The sequence below is a fragment of the Microcoleus sp. N3A4 genome (assembly GCF_036701805.1).
Taxonomy (GTDB): Bacteria; Cyanobacteriota; Cyanobacteriia; order Cyanobacteriales; family Microcoleaceae; genus Microcoleus.
In genome coordinates this window covers 14,780-30,119 of record NZ_JAUBRJ010000086.1, presented here as the reverse complement: position 1 = coordinate 30,119, position 15,340 = coordinate 14,780, and the positions used below count along the sequence as shown (strand labels likewise).

General features: G+C 46.4%; 12 protein-coding genes. 6 read left to right on the top strand and 6 right to left on the bottom strand.

What is annotated here, in order from left to right:
• The first annotated feature begins 362 nt into the window (after positions 1-362).
• Positions 363-1,796 (top strand): transposase, encoded by a 1,434-nt coding sequence (locus tag QUA56_RS31920; protein WP_333366587.1) that lies wholly within the window; start codon positions 363-365, stop codon positions 1,794-1,796.
• A 210-nt stretch (positions 1,797-2,006) separates the two neighbouring features.
• Here QUA56_RS31920 and QUA56_RS31915 read toward each other — a convergent pair whose 3' ends face one another.
• Positions 2,007-2,291 carry a DUF427 domain-containing protein gene (locus tag QUA56_RS31915; protein WP_172186059.1) on the bottom strand — a complete coding sequence of 95 codons (285 nt, stop codon included), beginning with the start codon at positions 2,289-2,291 and terminating at the stop codon, positions 2,007-2,009.
• A 97-nt stretch (positions 2,292-2,388) separates the two neighbouring features.
• On the opposite strand from QUA56_RS31915, the gene recQ reads away from it, so the two are divergent.
• Positions 2,389-4,584, top strand: a complete 2,196-nt coding sequence (recQ, locus tag QUA56_RS31910; protein WP_333366585.1) for a DNA helicase RecQ — start codon at positions 2,389-2,391, stop codon at positions 4,582-4,584.
• A gap of 63 nt (positions 4,585-4,647) precedes the next feature.
• Here recQ and QUA56_RS31905 read toward each other — a convergent pair whose 3' ends face one another.
• Both QUA56_RS31905 and QUA56_RS31900 read right to left on the bottom strand, forming a co-directional pair.
• Positions 4,648-4,782 (bottom strand): hypothetical protein, encoded by a 135-nt coding sequence (locus tag QUA56_RS31905; RefSeq protein ID WP_333366582.1) that lies wholly within the window; start codon positions 4,780-4,782, stop codon positions 4,648-4,650.
• 379 nt (positions 4,783-5,161) lie between these two features.
• The gene (locus QUA56_RS31900) at positions 5,162-6,115 is read right to left on the bottom strand and encodes a leucine-rich repeat domain-containing protein (protein ID WP_333366579.1); all 954 of its coding nucleotides are present in this window, start codon (positions 6,113-6,115) and stop codon (positions 5,162-5,164) included.
• Between the two features lie 135 nt (positions 6,116-6,250).
• Here QUA56_RS31900 and QUA56_RS31895 point away from each other — a divergent pair, with 135 nt between their 5' ends.
• From QUA56_RS31895 to QUA56_RS31885, 3 genes are all read left to right on the top strand, one after another.
• On the top strand, positions 6,251-8,200 hold the full coding sequence (locus tag QUA56_RS31895; RefSeq protein WP_333366576.1) for a long-chain fatty acid--CoA ligase: 1,950 nt from the start codon (positions 6,251-6,253) through the stop codon (positions 8,198-8,200).
• Positions 8,201-8,351: 151 nt separating this feature from the next.
• Positions 8,352-8,792 carry a YlqD family protein gene (locus QUA56_RS31890; protein ID WP_172186046.1) on the top strand — a complete coding sequence of 147 codons (441 nt, stop codon included), beginning with the start codon at positions 8,352-8,354 and terminating at the stop codon, positions 8,790-8,792.
• Between the two features lie 170 nt (positions 8,793-8,962).
• Complete coding sequence (locus QUA56_RS31885) at positions 8,963-10,273, top strand: dihydrolipoamide acetyltransferase family protein (RefSeq protein WP_333366573.1); 1,311 nt, start codon at positions 8,963-8,965, stop codon at positions 10,271-10,273.
• A gap of 210 nt (positions 10,274-10,483) precedes the next feature.
• On the opposite strand, the gene QUA56_RS31880 is transcribed toward QUA56_RS31885, so the two are convergent.
• The 3 genes from QUA56_RS31880 to QUA56_RS31870 all read right to left on the bottom strand — a co-directional run bounded on the left by QUA56_RS31880 (position 10,484) and on the right by QUA56_RS31870 (position 14,080).
• Positions 10,484-11,044, bottom strand: coding sequence for a Uma2 family endonuclease (locus tag QUA56_RS31880; protein ID WP_333304048.1), 561 nt, complete (start codon positions 11,042-11,044; stop codon positions 10,484-10,486).
• A 112-nt stretch (positions 11,045-11,156) separates the two neighbouring features.
• Complete coding sequence (locus QUA56_RS31875) at positions 11,157-12,584, bottom strand: DUF3370 domain-containing protein (protein ID WP_333366570.1); 1,428 nt, start codon at positions 12,582-12,584, stop codon at positions 11,157-11,159.
• 128 nt (positions 12,585-12,712) lie between these two features.
• Positions 12,713-14,080, bottom strand: coding sequence for an IS4 family transposase (locus QUA56_RS31870; RefSeq protein ID WP_333366567.1), 1,368 nt, complete (start codon positions 14,078-14,080; stop codon positions 12,713-12,715).
• Between the two features lie 267 nt (positions 14,081-14,347).
• Here QUA56_RS31870 and surE point away from each other — a divergent pair, with 267 nt between their 5' ends.
• A complete protein-coding gene (gene surE, locus QUA56_RS31865) occupies positions 14,348-15,025 on the top strand; it encodes a 5'/3'-nucleotidase SurE (protein ID WP_333366564.1) in 678 nt (225 codons plus the stop codon).
• The last annotated feature ends 315 nt before the right edge of the window (positions 15,026-15,340 follow it).

Genomic DNA, 15,340 nt, shown 5'->3' with positions numbered 1-15,340 from the left:
CGATCGCTGGCAACTTTTGGGCTAGCTTTACTGTTTCTTTTATTCATAACCGGCGTGCGACGCCGGTGGAACGCTCTCAAAGAGGACTGTTAAATATAGCGGTTATGGTATTGAATTTAATTAAGCTCTGTCCTATATTTTAACTAACAGCCGGGAAGTCCCTCGGTATATTTAGAGGGGATTAATCTGAGCGCTGCGCGAAGTACCCCGAATAAATTACCGAGCGTGATGTCCAGAAGCGTCGGATGGAGGGACGGAAGCCGACAATTAGACATTGCAAGTACCTTTAACTTTGATGTACTTTCTAAACATTAAACTGAAAAAATGGTACATTAAAGTAGGTCGAAAAAAGGAAGTTTCCGATGCAACTGACATACAAATACCGCCTCAAACCCACAAAAGCCCAATTAGCAACAATTGTGGCTCATTTAGAACTCTGTCGTCGGCAGTACAACTACCGACTCGGTGAAAGATTTAGATGGTGGGAAGCCACGAGAACCCCTATGAACGCTTGCCCCTTGATTGTTTCAATAGTTCCTGTTGAGGAGATTTATCAAAATATTCCCTTAACCAGAGTGCAGACTAGGGATGGTAGAAAAAAGGATGAATCAGGCAATCCTTTAACTAAAAAGGGTGATGTTTTCTCGAACATTGAAGGCGGATATGTACAGTGGCAAACCATACAGCTTGCCGACATGAAAAACACTAAAAAGCTATTTCCTGATTATAAAGTGTTGGATTCTCAGGTTTTACAGGATGTAGTAAACAGGGTGGAAACTTCCTTCTCAAATTTCACCACGCCGGACAAAAATGGCAATCGTAGAGGCAAGCCCAAGTTCAAAGGACTTCACTACTACAAATCTTTCACTTATCCTCAATTAGACAACTTAGATATTGTCAAGGACGAACAAAATAGGATTTGTATCGACCTCGCAAAGATAGGTCAAGTGCCTATGGTTTTCCATCGTCCAATACCAACAGGATTCAAGGTCAAGACGGGTACAGTTATCAGAGAAGCGGATGGGTGGTATATTTCCCTGACGCTAGAAGATAAGACGGTTCCCGTAACGGTTGCAGAAATTCAACCGACTGAAGAAAACACTCTTGGTATTGACTTGGGAATTACTAATTACGTTTACCTATCCAATGGTGAAAGAGTTGAAAATCCTAGATTATTGAGAAAATCTGCCCAGAAATTAGCAAAACTTCAAGCGAAGCTGGCTAGTAGGGTTAAAGGTTCTAAGCCTTGGAAAATAATCAAGGATAAGATTTCTAAACTTCACCAGTTTATAGCTAGAGCTAGACTAGATTTTCAATTCAAAACGGCACATGAGCTATTCGGCAAATGTGATGTTTTAGTTGTTGAAGATTTGAGTGTCAAAAATCTGACTAGACGTGCCAAACCCAAGACCGATATTGAGGATGGCAATTTAGTTTATTTGCCAAACGGTCAGTCAGCTAAAAGTGGTTTGAATAAATCCATGCTTGATGCTGCTCACGGACTATTCGCCAGCGTTCTCAAATATGTCGCCTGGAAATTAGGTAAAAGCGTTTTGTTTGTCGCTCCAAAAGGAACTTCTCAACATTGCTGGAATTGCCTCAACAAAGTTCCAAAAGAATTGTCGGAGCGCTGGCATTCTTGCCAATGTGGGGAATCTTTGGATCGAGATGAAAATTCAGCCAAACTTATAAAAAAGATTGGCCTGAGTTACGAAAGTAGCGGGGGAACTCCGTCACTCAAAAAAGCCTTTGCAGAAAAGGAAAAAGAAGCCTGCGGTCTAACGGTAATCCGTTAGACCGTCAGGTTCGTTCACAGGATTGACAATTATCAGAGCAGCAATCGCTATCAGTAGATATTAGATATTATTTCTATTTGAACTCATCGCAACTTATGTTATTCCTCCCTAATTTCCACAGTCGTCTTAAGACGACTTCAGCTATGAGCCAGGGAATTAATTCCCTGGCGGCCTGTCGGAATCGCCAGCTAACAAACCTGCGGAAAAAACCTAAGCCTCTACCTTAACTCCTTTCCAAAAAGCAATATATCCTGCAATATTTTTAGCAGCATCTTTCGGAGTAGGATAGTACCAAGCAGCATCTTTATTAACTTGTCCGCCGACTTCGACACTGTAGTAACTAGCGACACCTTTCCAACCGCAAGTAGTGTGAGTGCTGCTATCCTTGAAAAACTCGCGTTTGATGGCATCCGGGGGGAAGTAATAGTTGTTTTCTACGACTTCGCATTTGTCGCTTTCGGCCAGGACGGCACCATTCCAAATTGCTTTCGGCATCAGTTTCTCTGCTTAAATTGAGATTCTCAATTATTGTAACTGTATTTGTGCTCAAAAAGCATAGAATAGTGTTGAAGCCAACAACCAACTACTGCAAATGTCAGGGTCGAATCCGCCAATATCTTCTGTGCCGCTGTCCCTCGAACAAGCTCTAAAACATTTTTTTGGCTATGACTCTTTCCGCCCGGGACAGCGGGAAATTGTCGAAGCTGCTTTACAAAAACGGGATATGATGATTGTCATGCCGACTGGCGGTGGCAAATCTTTGTGTTTTCAATTACCGGCTTTGTTGAAACCGGGATTGACTGTGGTTGTTTCGCCGTTAATTGCTCTGATGCAAGACCAGGTGGAAGCTTTGCAGGATAATGGAATTGGGGCGACTTTTCTCAACAGCACTTTAAGCAGTCAGGAAACCCGATCGCGCGAAACTGCGATTCTCGAAGGTAAGATTAAATTGCTCTACGTTGCACCAGAACGCTTGCTCGGTGAGAGATTTTTACCGTTTTTAGATATAGTAGCAAATAAGTTAGGAATTTCGGCATTTGCGATCGACGAAGCCCACTGCGTTTCTGAATGGGGACACGATTTTCGTCCAGAATACAGGCAAATGGAACGAGTGCGCGATCGATATCCCGACATTCCCATTATGGGGCTAACCGCCACCGCCACCGAGCGCGTCCGCCAAGACATCATCCAGCAGCTAACTCTGCGAAATCCCTACATCCACGTCGCCAGCTTCAACCGCCCCAATTTATACTACGAAGTCCGCCCCAAAACCAAGCACAGTTTTGCCGAAGTTTTGCAAATCATCCAAAAAAAAGGCGGTTCTGGAATTATCTATTGCCTCAGCCGCAAAAAAGTTGACGAAGTTGCCTATAAATTGCAGCAAAGCGGCATCCAAGCCTTACCATACCACGCCGGCATGAACGATGTCGATCGCGCCACCAATCAAACCCGCTTCATTCGCGACGACGTGCAAGTAATGGTAGCCACAATTGCCTTCGGTATGGGCATCAACAAACCAGACGTGCGGTTTGTAATTCACTACGACTTGCCCAAGAATTTAGAAGGATACTATCAAGAATCCGGCCGCGCAGGCCGAGACAACGAACCCGCCCATTGCAGCTTATTTTTCGGCTACGGCGATGTCAAAATGATCGACTACATCATCGAGCAAAAACCCGATCCGCAAGAACAACGAATTGCCCGCCAACAGTTGCGTCGAGTCATCAACTATGCAGAATCCACCGATTGCCGCCGCACAATCCAGTTAAGTTATTTTGGCGATTCATTCCCCGGAAACTGCGGCACTTGCGATAACTGTTGCAACCAAAAACCAGTAGAAGATTGGACGATTGAGGCAATGAAATTTCTTTCTTGCGTCGCCCGATGCCAAGAAAAATTCGGCATGAATCATATTATTGACGTGCTGCGAGGCTCAAAAAGTCAAAAAGTATTGCAATACCAGCACCACCAACTTTCTACTTACGGAATTGGCAAAGATAGAAGTGCTGATGAATGGAAAAAGTTGAGTCGAACGCTGTTAAATCAAGGTTTTCTAGACGAAAGGACAGACGGATTTCCCATTTTGAAACTGAATGAAAAAAGTTGGGAAATTATGAAACGTCAGCGCACAGTCGAAATCGCCATTGAACCGCAGCGGGAAGTACAGGGAAAAGTTCGTTCTTTGGCAGTAGAAGTCGAAGGTTTATTTACCGTACTGCGGACGCTACGCAAGCAAATTGCCGACGAACAATTTGTGCCGCCTTACGTAGTTTTTGCTGATAAAAGCTTGCGAGACATGGCAGAAAAACGCCCGCAAAATCTCACCGAATTCGAGGAGGTTTACGGCGTTGGTAGCAACAAGCGAGATAAGTACGGCAAGGTTTTCTTGGAGGCAATTCGCAGTTTTTGCCAAGAACAAGGATTGCCAAGTGGTGCTGCATCTTCTGATGTCGCTAATCTTCCCAATCTTTCCAACGTTGCGTCTTATTCTCAGATGCAAACCTGGGAATTATACCGACAAGGTTTGACAGTTCAAGGAATAGCTAATGCGCGGGGGATGAGTCCTAATACTATTTCTGGGCATCTCGTAGAATTGATGGAGATGGGCAGGGAAGTTGATATAAATTTGTTGGTGGAACCGGAACGCCAGCAGGCGATAGTGTACGCAATTGAAGTTATGGGGGATGAGAAACTGAGAGCAATTTATGAGTTTTTGGAAGAACGTTATACGTTTGAGGAGATTAAGTTTGTCCGCGCTTGGTGGCGGCAAAATTATGTCAGTTTTTAACCGCAGATGTAGGCTGATGAACGCTGATTCGGCGCTGGAACCGCGAACTCAGTCGCAGTTATCTCAGACATTTGTTTGGTACTGCGCCGATGGTGGATGCACCGCGCCATGTCGCTTGAATCTGAGATATTGCACCATTGTCAAGAACGAGCAAGATGCCCGTTCCACAATAAAATTGCTCTCTTGTGGAACAGGCATCTTGCCTGTTCCTAAACAATTAATTGAGAATGGTACAACATCTCAGTTAAATATGAGATATTGCAAGAGTTTGATGAACAGGGTTTCCGGCCTGTTCCACAAAAGTTCAATTTTATTGTGGGGGTAAGGTGCGCCACAAGCACCCAGCACTTTTAAAGTGCTGATATATCTACTCGTTTTAATCTTGAAGAATACAGCGAATGAATCAAAGTTTAATGAATCTTTAACGATCGCACTTCAGAGACAATCGAAATTAAAAGGTACTATAAATCATGCAAATTACGATCGCCCTTCCCGACAATCTACCCCTGACTGAAGCCGATGTGCGGATAGAATTGGCGATCGCGCTCGATCGGCTAATTTTCTAAACTGTAAAGTTTTATGGTTTAGCTTGTGGTTCCCACTGACAGATAGACTCTGGTTTGAGAGGGCAAGTTTTGGGTGCAATCGGATTTCCGCTGAGTTTTAGTTCAATCAGTTTAGTCAAAGATTTCAATGGTTTGATGTCACTAATTTGATTGGAACTAAGCTTAAGAAAAGTCAGGTTAGTCAAGGATTGCAATGGTTTGATGTCACTGATTTGATTGTTGTCGAGCCAGAGTTCAGTCAGTTTAGTCAAGGATTCTAGCGGTTTAATCTCGCTGATTTGATTGCCAAAGAGGACGAGCGTAATCAGGTTGGTCAACGATTGCAAAGCTTTGATGTCGCTAATTTTATTGTTGTCAAGGGAGAGCGTAATCAGGTTAGTCAAGGATTGCAAAGGTTTGATGTCGCTAATTTGATTATTGTAGAGCCAGAGTTCAGTCAGTTTAGTCAAGGATTCTAGCGGTTTAATCTCGCTGATTTGATTGTTGTCGAGGAAGAGAGCAGTCAGGTTGGTCAAGAATTCTAGCGGTTTGATGTCGCTGATTTTATTGTTTGTGAGACCGAGCCGAGTCAGGTTAGTTAAAGATTCCAATGGTTTGATGTCACTGATTTTATTGTGAATGAGATAGAGAATAGTCAGGTTAGTTAAAGATTCTAGCGGTTTGATGTCGCTAATTTCCTTGTCGCTCAGGTCGAGTGATCTGATACTCACAAGTCTTTGATTAGCCGCATCGCACTCAGTAGTATTAGCATTCTGCAACAGCACCTCAACAGTATGTTTGGCTTCAGGACTCAAATCAGCTTTTTGGCGACACCAATCAGCAAATGTTCGTCTACTGTTTCCCAGTTGCGTTTCTTCGGCCTTCACTCCGAGGCTAGTTCCAGATAATGCTACGATCGCACTAAAAGCAACTACTATCAAACTTGCTAAATTCATGTGTTTCTGTGCAACTATAAATTTCATCATTTTGTACCTCTAATTTTCTGAATAAACAATGGCAGGTTGACAAACTGTCACGAGACTGCCAGATAGTTCTAAAATAACTGTGATATTAAACTTATAGCCAATAATTTTATCTGCATAAACTCAGGAAAATACCCTATGAACGGCCCAGCGTCTTACACATTGTCTCAACTGACCGATCGCGATCGCGCTAACCTCAGCAAGTTGATCGATTACAGTTCCATCCAATCAGTACCCGAAATTTGGGCGATCGTCAAACAGCGATTTCCTCAAACCGTCGCCCTCCACGACCCCCACAGCCAGCCAGAAATCAAACTCACCTACACCGACCTCTACCAACAAATCCAGCAATTCGCCGCCGGCCTCCAAGCCCTCGGCATCGAACCAAATCCAGGAGAAGCCGTCCCTCCCCGCGTCGCCCTCTTCGCCGACAACAGCCCCCGCTGGCTGATAGCCGACCAAGGCATCATGATGGCCGGGGCCGCCAACGCCGTTCGAGGTGCCACCGCCGACCCCGAAGAACTTTTGTACATCATCCAAGACAGCGGAAGTACCGCCTTGGTAGTCGAAAACCGGGCATTACTCAAAAAACTGCAACACCGCCTCCCGGATTTGCCCGTTCAACTCGTCGTCCTCCTCTCCGATGAAGAACCCGAAGCCAGCCCAACCCTAAACACAGTCAAATTTTCCCAAGTCATGACCACAGGGGCAAACCGCCCCCTCAAACCATCCAACCACAAGCCTCAAACCCTCGCCACCCTCCTCTACACCAGCGGCACCACTGGCAAACCCAAAGGCGTTATGCTGACCCACGGGAACCTGCTGCACCAAATCACCACCTTCGGCACAATTCTCCAACCCGAAGTCGGCGAATCTGCCCTCAGCATCCTGCCCAGTTGGCACGCCTACGAACGCACTGTCGAATACTTCCTGCTTTCCCAAGGATGCACGCAAATTTACACCAGCATTCGCTATTTCAAACAAGACTTGAAAACTTGCAAACCCCAGTACATGGTCAGCGTTCCGCGCATCTGGGAATCGATTTACGAGGCAGTACAAAAGCAATTTCGGGAACAGCCTCCCAACAAACAAAAATTGGTGAATTTCCTGTTATCTGCCAGCCAAAAATACATAGAAGCCCGCCGGATTGTCGAAGGATTAACTCTCAATTTACAACCTGCCTCAGTTGCTGAAAAATTCATCGCCCGGATCAAAACCATTCTGTTGTCGCCCGTTTACGCCCTTGCCGAAAAACTCGTTTACCAAAAAGTCCGGGAAGCTACGGGAGGACGTTTTAAGTGGGCAATCAGCGGCGGCGGTTCTTTGGCCGCGCATTTAGACAATTTCTTTGAAATTGCGAATATCGGTTTGTTGGTGGGATACGGTTTGACCGAAACATCCCCGGTTTTAACCGTCCGCCGCCCTTGGCACAACCTCAAAGGTTCCGCAGGACAGCCTATTCCAGGTACGGAAATTAAAATAGTAGACTCGGAGACTCGGCAACAACTGCTTCCGGGCCAGCGCGGCTTGGTATTGGCAAAAGGGCCGCAAATCATGGCGGGCTATTATCTCAATCCCCAAGCTACCTCAAAGGCGACCGACTCGATGGGCTGGTTCGACACCGGCGATTTGGGCTGGCTGACACCGGGAAATGATTTAATCTTGACCGGGCGGGCCAAAGATACGATCGTCCTCAGCAACGGCGAAAACATCGAACCGCAGCCCATAGAAGACGCCTGCGTCCGCAGCCCCTACATCGACCAAATTATGCTAGTAGGTCAAGACCAGAGATCCGTCGGCGCCTTAATTGTCCCCAATCCAGAAGCCGTGCAGAAATGGGCCGAAACTCAGAATCCCCCATTACACGAAATTGACTGGAATAGCAAGACAATTCAAGATTTATTCCGCAAAGAATTGAACAGGGAGGTGCAAAATCGCCCCGGATACCGCGCGGACGATCGCATCGGCCCGTTCCGGTTGATTCAGGAGCCATTTTCGATGGAAAATGGAATGTTGACCCAGACCCTGAAAATTAAGCGCCCCGTTGTGACGCAACACTACCGCGATATGATTGACGGAATGTTTTGAAATGTTCGCAGGACTTGGGGAATGGAGAAGAAAAAATTATCCCAACACCCGAGTCCCGAGTCCGAGTCCTCAGTCCTGGGCCATTAGTTCATGTTTACCAACTAATGACTAATGACTAATGCCTAATTCGTAATAGACAAGCAACAACTTTATGGAACCACAATTACTCTTGAAGCGATCGATTAACGTTAAAGTCGTCGTTACTCCCCGCTGGAAAGAAGAAGCTCAACAGCAACTCCAAGCCCAAATCAATCAAATAGACTCTCAGCTACAACAGCTAGAAATGCAAGGGCAGCGGATGGTTTCAGAAATCCAAAAGCAAAACCTGCACCCCCCAGGCCCGCAAGTAATGCAGCAAATAGAAAACATTCAAGTGCAAGTGAATCAAAGAAAAAGCGAACTGCTAGAACAGAAAAACCAAAACCTGCAACAGCTCCAGCAAGTGCAGGTGCTAGACCTCGAACAAGAAGTGAGTCAAGGTCAAATTGACGGCACGTTCACTGTCGGGCTGGGAGAAAACTTGATTCAAAAAATGCAAGTAGAAGTTCTCCTCCGCGACGGCATAGTCGAAGAAATTCGAGGTGATATTTAGAAATTGGTAAGTGGTAATTGGCGATCGGTAATTGGCAATAGATTTTGAGTCAACAGTCACACATCAAGAATTCGAGAGACTGGCATAATAAGTATTGCCGGTGGTCGATCGCCAATTATCAATTGCCAAATACCGATTACCTATTACCAACTCAAAAGGACTTTTTACAAATGATTCGCGAAGTTTTCATGCCAGCCCTGAGCTCTACCATGACAGAGGGCAAAATTGTTTCCTGGGTCAAATCTGCTGGGGACAAAGTAGAAAAAGGCGAAACCGTGGTAGTGGTTGAATCCGACAAAGCCGACATGGATGTCGAGTCTTTCTACGAAGGCTATTTAGCAATAATTATCGTACCTGCGGGCGAAGTTGCTCCGGTGGGAGCAGCCATCGCGCTAGTCGCAGAAACAGAAGCCGAAATCGCTACCGCTCAGCAGCAAGGAGCCCCCGCCCCAACCGCAGCCGCCGCCCCGGCTCCGAGCCCCGCTCCTGTCAGCGCACCTACAGCATCAGCGGGTTTGCAGCAAAATGTCAGCCGCCAAAACGGCCGCAGCGTCGTTTCTCCCCGCGCTCGCAAGTTAGCCAAAGAGTTTAAAGTAGATTTGAATTCTATCAAAGGCAGCGGGCCCAACGGTCGCATTGTCGCAGAGGATGTGGAAGCAGCAGCCGGGAAAGCCCAACCCGCTCCGGTTCAGCAACCGGTAACAGTCCCCGCAGCACCTGCACCCGCACCCGCAGCACCCGCAGCACCCGCACCCGCCCCCGCAGCAGCCAAACCCGCACCCGCACCAGTCCCGGCGATCGCGCTTTCGGGCCAAAGAGTACCGATGAACGCGCTGCAAAATGCGGTGGTGCGGAATATGGAAGCAAGTTTGAGCGTGCCGTGTTTCCGCGTGGGTTACACAATTACTACTGATAATCTGGACAAACTCTACAAACAAATTAAGTCGAAGGGCGTCACGATGACGGCTATGCTGGCGAAGGCTGTAGCAGTAACTTTACAAAAACATCCTCTGCTGAATGCTTGTTATGTGGAGTCGGGAATTCAATACCGCGCTGACATTAATGTGGCGGTAGCGGTGGCGATGGACGGCGGCGGTTTGATTACGCCGGTGCTGCAAAATGCCGATCGCCTCGATATTTATTCGCTCTCCCGCACTTGGAAGGATTTAGTCGATCGCGCCCGCACCAAGCAGTTAAAGCCTGATGAATACAGCACGGGAACTTTTACTCTTTCCAATTTGGGAATGTTTGGAGTAGACAAGTTTGATGCGATTTTGCCGCCGAATCAAGGCTCGATTTTGGCGATCGGTTCTTCGCGGCCGCAAGTAGTGGCAAACGAGGAAGGCTTGATGGGAGTGAAGCGGCAAATGCAGGTGAATATTACTTGCGATCACCGAGTAATTTACGGTGCTGATGCGGCGTCTTTCTTGCAAGATTTAGCGAAATTGATCGAGACTAATCCTCAGTCTTTGACACTTTAATTAGTTGACAGTTGACAGTTGACAGTTAACTGTTGACTGTTGACTGTTGGCAGTTGGCCGTTGGCCGTTGGCCGTTGTCAGTTGACTCCGAAAGCAGTTGTCACCAATTACCAATGCCCTATGCCCTATGCCCTATGCCCTATGCCCTATGCCCTATGCCCACTCCTTACACCTCATGTTACACCAGAAAGGCTATAATTCTATATCGCTCTAACCCAAAATAAAATCAACGCTTACTTCAAACTCAGGAAAAGCTAGCGGCGCCACCATTTCTCCCCGCTCAAACTTTTGCATTGAAGTATAGCCATTTGCCGTCGGAAAACGGTAAACTTCTAAACAATTAATCTCAAGATCCCACAACCATACTTCTTGAATACCAGCACGAGCATAGTTAGGTACTTTCACATCGCGATCGAAATCAACAGTGCTATCAGAAACCTCAACTAACAACAAAACTTCAGATGGTACTGGATGTGCAGTAGCATAGTAGTCAGCGCGAGGTTGCAGCAATACAATATCCGGTTGAGGTTCGGTGCGTTCAGTTAACTGGATCGGGTCTTGGGCGCCTATAATCGCACGTCTTCTCTCCAAATCGGAGAACACAGCGATCAGGCGCTTTACACAACTTGCATGACGAGTACCAATTGCAGCCATTTGAACAATTTCTCCTTCTATCAATTCTACTCGGTCATCTTCGCTCAAAATACCAGCCTCACCCATTAGGTGATATTCTTGTACTGTAAATAGCCGTCTTTGCATCTGAACAGACATAACTATTCTCCTTATTCGACAGTTGTCTAAACTTTATCATTGTTGCCAGTAAGATTCAACCTACTGGCTCTATGTTCTGTGCAGCTTCATATTAAATTGGTATAACCACCAACTAATTACTCGATCGCACAGTCAAAACTTGCGGCGGCGTCGCATCCGGCGGATACAAGAAATCCACCTGCACCAAACGGCGTTCCCCCGGCTTCATATTCACATTCACCAAAGGTTCCCCCTGCTGTCCCCGGCGCTGCACGATGTGAATGTAGCGCGTCAAAGTCTTGCCCGTATCATCATTAAACATCACCCGCACCGTACCTCGGAAAAATATCCGATTTTCGGGAGGGTCATAAAACATCAATCCCCCCGATTCTGTATTTGCTTTGATCGGTGTTTGCATTTTAATGCTAACAGATTGGGACTCGCGAGATTTGTTGTAAAGCGGAAAACTTAAGTTGTATTGAATCCCGTAATTACCGTTAGCTAAGTAAGCAGTATCGGGATAGCGAGCTAACATTTTAGCGCTTTGAACTTGACCCGTTCCAAAAGTACCCGTATCAGTAGTGCTCAAAGCATAGGAAAATGACTCGCCGCGCTTGGGAATAGTTAAATAATCGGTTCTCGAATTGTCCGTAATTTTAGCTTGCCACTGGGAACCTTCCGCTACTCCAGCTACGCGGCCGTAAATTTTTTGCACCGGATTTTCGCCTCTCGGAGTTGGTGCTAAATCTCTCGGCCCCGCTAAACCTTTGGTATTTAAAATATTTTCCCACTGTTCTAATGTGGGATATTGCTCGACTCCTTCTTGACTGTTAGGAGCAAACATGGCTAATGATGCTACATAAACCGAATTGCTGCTCGACATTCGCATTAAAGTCGATCGACTGTTGGAAGCAGGCGTGACATTCCCCACAGGTATCGGCAAATTCATCAGCATTCGGCTCTGATTCGCCGGAATCTCGATCGCAGCGGGCAAAATGGCTTGTCTGTATCCCCGCAGCACATCGCTGGTGATGCGGCTTCCAGGCCCCGCAAACACAGTGCCAAATCGATTTTCTAAATACGACGGCAAATCGACAAACAAGGCATCCGGCCGAGTTAAATAAGTCGCTCCTTGCAATACTTTTAAAGTAACAGATTCCGAGTTGGGATTGCGGACAATTATTCCTTGAAATAAGGTGCGAGTTTCGGCGCGATTTTTAGCTTTGGCGATGTGGTGGGCGAAGATGTCAAATCGGCCTTTGAAGGGAAAGTTTAAGTGTGCAGAAGGTACTTGTTTTCCTTCGGGGGGAAATGTGGAGAGCAAAATGCCTTCGGTTTGCACGACTTCGGGGCTGTTGCTGTTGAAAACCGGGATGTTGTCGAGTTGTCCGGGCAAAACGCGCACTTGTTGGGGTACCGTCACAGTGTTCAGCGGGCCCGTTGTCGGAGGTGCTGGCAAATCCAGTTCGTTTTCCGGTATCGAAAATTCTCGCTGGATGATGACTTGTTCGGTCGGAGGTGTCGGGATTGCTTGAGCTAAGGGTAGAATTGGCAAAAACATTGCTGAGAGCGCGTTTAACTGAACTTGCAGAAGATTGCCTGGACATAGCAACCGACACAAAACTTTACCACAAGTTGGTTAAGGTTTGTAGTCAGGACTTTAGTCCAATGGCACTGAAAAAGGCTTAATCACGCCCGCAGTTTAGCTTTCAAGACAGAGCGAGGTTCCTGCATTCGAGGATACGGTTTCGGCCTGCGTTTCAAAACTCTAGGTTCAGAACGCTCAGGTCGAATCGTGAGTAAATTAGTTGCCACCTGTTCCAAAAGTAATTGACGCCATTGTCGCTGTTGGCGTTTTTCTGTAGTTGCCAACAGGGTCAAGAACTGATTAAACAACTGCCGAGTTGATTGGAATGAGACTTGAAAAGCTGTATGTTCTGACGAAGATACAGCCTGCCACATAATGGTACGTAATAAAGTGTAAGCTAGTAGGTGTGTCCAGATTTCCTTTCTCACCATCACCGGAGTTTTCGCTGTTAGCATCTCCATTTTTAACGTGGTTTTGACATAGCGTAAATTGACTTCGGCTGCCGACCAACGAAGTCCATATAAAAAAGTCAAGTTTTCAACAGTGTACCGTTTGGCATCCACCAATGTTGTCACTACAATGATACGCTCAGCTCTGAAGCCGCGGCGCTTAATTCGCAAGCATACTTCCCGGACAATGAAACTAGACGGTAATGCCTCGAATTCCTCAAAAGTCATGTGGTTGGGACACTGTTGGGGCTTATTCCAGACGACTTTGTGATCGCCAATTCCCAACTTCTTTCCCCGTCGAAAGTCAGTTTTACGGAGATGATTTTTACGAAAAACAGCATCTGCTCCTTGTTGTTTCACCAAAACTAAATCGACATAATTACCATAAGCTTGATCTGCCAATATCACATCGTCGGGGACTAAATTTGCATAAATCAAACGGCTCATCACAATCTCACTGCTCGCCAAGGAAGCTATGCCAGCGGATACCACAGCCCCAGTGAGCAATGAAAAGAGTACCACTATTTTAGCGATGGGAAATCCACACCCGGGTTTTTGATTGCTGTGTTGCGGATACTCGGCTTGATTAGCAGCAGTATCACTCATCAACACTGTTGTTCCATCTAGTACCCGCACTCGTCGTCCACACCATTGTTGTTCTATGGGAACTTGCGCCTCTAGAGCCTCTGCGACTATGGGTACTAACTGTTGAACGAGTTTTTCTGGTAGTCGCTTACGAGCTTTACTGTATGCCCCGGTATCAGAAGAAGGAGGCTTGACTCCGGCCGCACTGAGCCACGTACTCATTCGCTTCACGGCTTGACTCAAACTTTTGTCGGGATCGAGTACCTGGGATATCATCGCCCACAAGGTGACTATCGGTGTGTAGACGCTTTGGTAGTAGGTGATCTTCTCATTCGCTAGAAGCGAATGGACTAACGAATCTGGCAGCAGCTTTTCCCAAGGTGAGGCAACGCTCTGCAAAAATTGTTGTTTGAGAATGCATGCACGATTTGGCATTGCCGGGAGAGAGATATTTTGGTTTGTAAGGCAATTATCTATGTATATCTTGCCTTACAGATTTTTTTTTGCTCACTTTTTCAGTGCCATTGGACTTTAGTCCTTTGTGAAAAAACAGAAGTCCTCACGACAACAAATCTGTCAAACTAATGTTTGTAGTCAGGACTTTAGTCCTTTGTGAAAAAACAAAAGTCCTGACAACAAATCTGTCAAACTAATGTTTGCAGTCAGGACTTTAGTCCTTTCCCCGACTTCGGCAAATTTTCAATGACAATAATTTTAACCAATGACGACGGCATAGACGCTCCGGGCATTCAGGCACTTTTGCAGGCTGTCAGCGGCAAAACAATTATGGTGGCTCCTCAAGGGCAATTGTCCGGCTGCGGGCATCAAGTGACGACCCACAGTCCGATTCATGTCGATCGGCGATCGGAATTTGAGTATGCTGTAGGCGGAACACCGGCAGACTGCGTTCGCATTGCTCTCAATCACGTTTGTGCGAAGCCGGATTTGGTGCTTTCGGGCATTAACGCAGGTGGCAATTTGGGGGTTGACGTGTACATTTCCGGTACGGTTGCTGCTGTGCGGGAAGCAGCAATGCACGGTATTCCGGGCATCGCAATTTCCCACCGGATTAAAAGGCCGCTCGAAATAGACTGGGATTTAGCGACTCGCTGGACATCGCGGGTGTTGGCGGATTTGCTGAAGCGGGAACCCAAGTCTGGGTGTTTTTGGAATGTGAATTTGCCCCATTTAGCGCCCGGAAGTGCGGAACCGGAAATTGTGTTTTGCCGGCCTTCGACTGAGCCGCTGCCTGTGGTTTACCGCCAGGAGGGAGAATACTTTTATTATGCGGGAGAATACGGCTCGCGCGATCGGGCGGCGGGGACTGATGTTGACGTGTGTTTTGGGGGTAATATTGCGGTGACTGAGATATCGCTGTGATGGGATTTGATGGATTTGGGCGAGCAAACTATATTTTTTGGGCAAGAAACTCTACATAGACGATGTTAAATTCGATCTGCGACGGAATGTTTCATATTCATGGCTAAAAACAGATTTCATTATACTTTGGGTTTAGCACTGCATCTCCCCTAGATATAATAAACCTGTTTTTTGATTATCCCAAAATAGGATATTCAAATTTGTTGAAAATTGATAGTAATGACAATTGAACAGAATTAATCGCAACCCCGAGAGTCGCAGCTATCTCTACTTGCGGCCGTCCGTGATCCCATAATTTTTTTTGTCATCCTTCGG

Coding starts and splice junctions, on each gene's coding strand:
- QUA56_RS31895 (WP_333366576.1), top strand. CDS start 6,251: ATGAACGGCCCAGCGTCTTACACATTGTCTCAACTGACCGATCGCGAT.
- QUA56_RS31870 (WP_333366567.1), bottom strand. CDS start 14,080: ATGCCAAATCGTGCATGCATTCTCAAACAACAATTTTTGCAGAGCGTT.
- QUA56_RS31880 (WP_333304048.1), bottom strand. CDS start 11,044: ATGTCTGTTCAGATGCAAAGACGGCTATTTACAGTACAAGAATATCAC.
- QUA56_RS31905 (WP_333366582.1), bottom strand. CDS start 4,782: ATGCCTGTTCCACAAGAGAGCAATTTTATTGTGGAACGGGCATCTTGC.
- QUA56_RS31900 (WP_333366579.1), bottom strand. CDS start 6,115: ATGATGAAATTTATAGTTGCACAGAAACACATGAATTTAGCAAGTTTG.
- QUA56_RS31890 (WP_172186046.1), top strand. CDS start 8,352: ATGGAACCACAATTACTCTTGAAGCGATCGATTAACGTTAAAGTCGTC.
- QUA56_RS31920 (WP_333366587.1), top strand. CDS start 363: ATGCAACTGACATACAAATACCGCCTCAAACCCACAAAAGCCCAATTA.
- recQ (WP_333366585.1), top strand. CDS start 2,389: ATGTCAGGGTCGAATCCGCCAATATCTTCTGTGCCGCTGTCCCTCGAA.
- QUA56_RS31915 (WP_172186059.1), bottom strand. CDS start 2,291: ATGCCGAAAGCAATTTGGAATGGTGCCGTCCTGGCCGAAAGCGACAAA.
- surE (WP_333366564.1), top strand. CDS start 14,348: ATGACAATAATTTTAACCAATGACGACGGCATAGACGCTCCGGGCATT.
- QUA56_RS31875 (WP_333366570.1), bottom strand. CDS start 12,584: ATGTTTTTGCCAATTCTACCCTTAGCTCAAGCAATCCCGACACCTCCG.
- QUA56_RS31885 (WP_333366573.1), top strand. CDS start 8,963: ATGATTCGCGAAGTTTTCATGCCAGCCCTGAGCTCTACCATGACAGAG.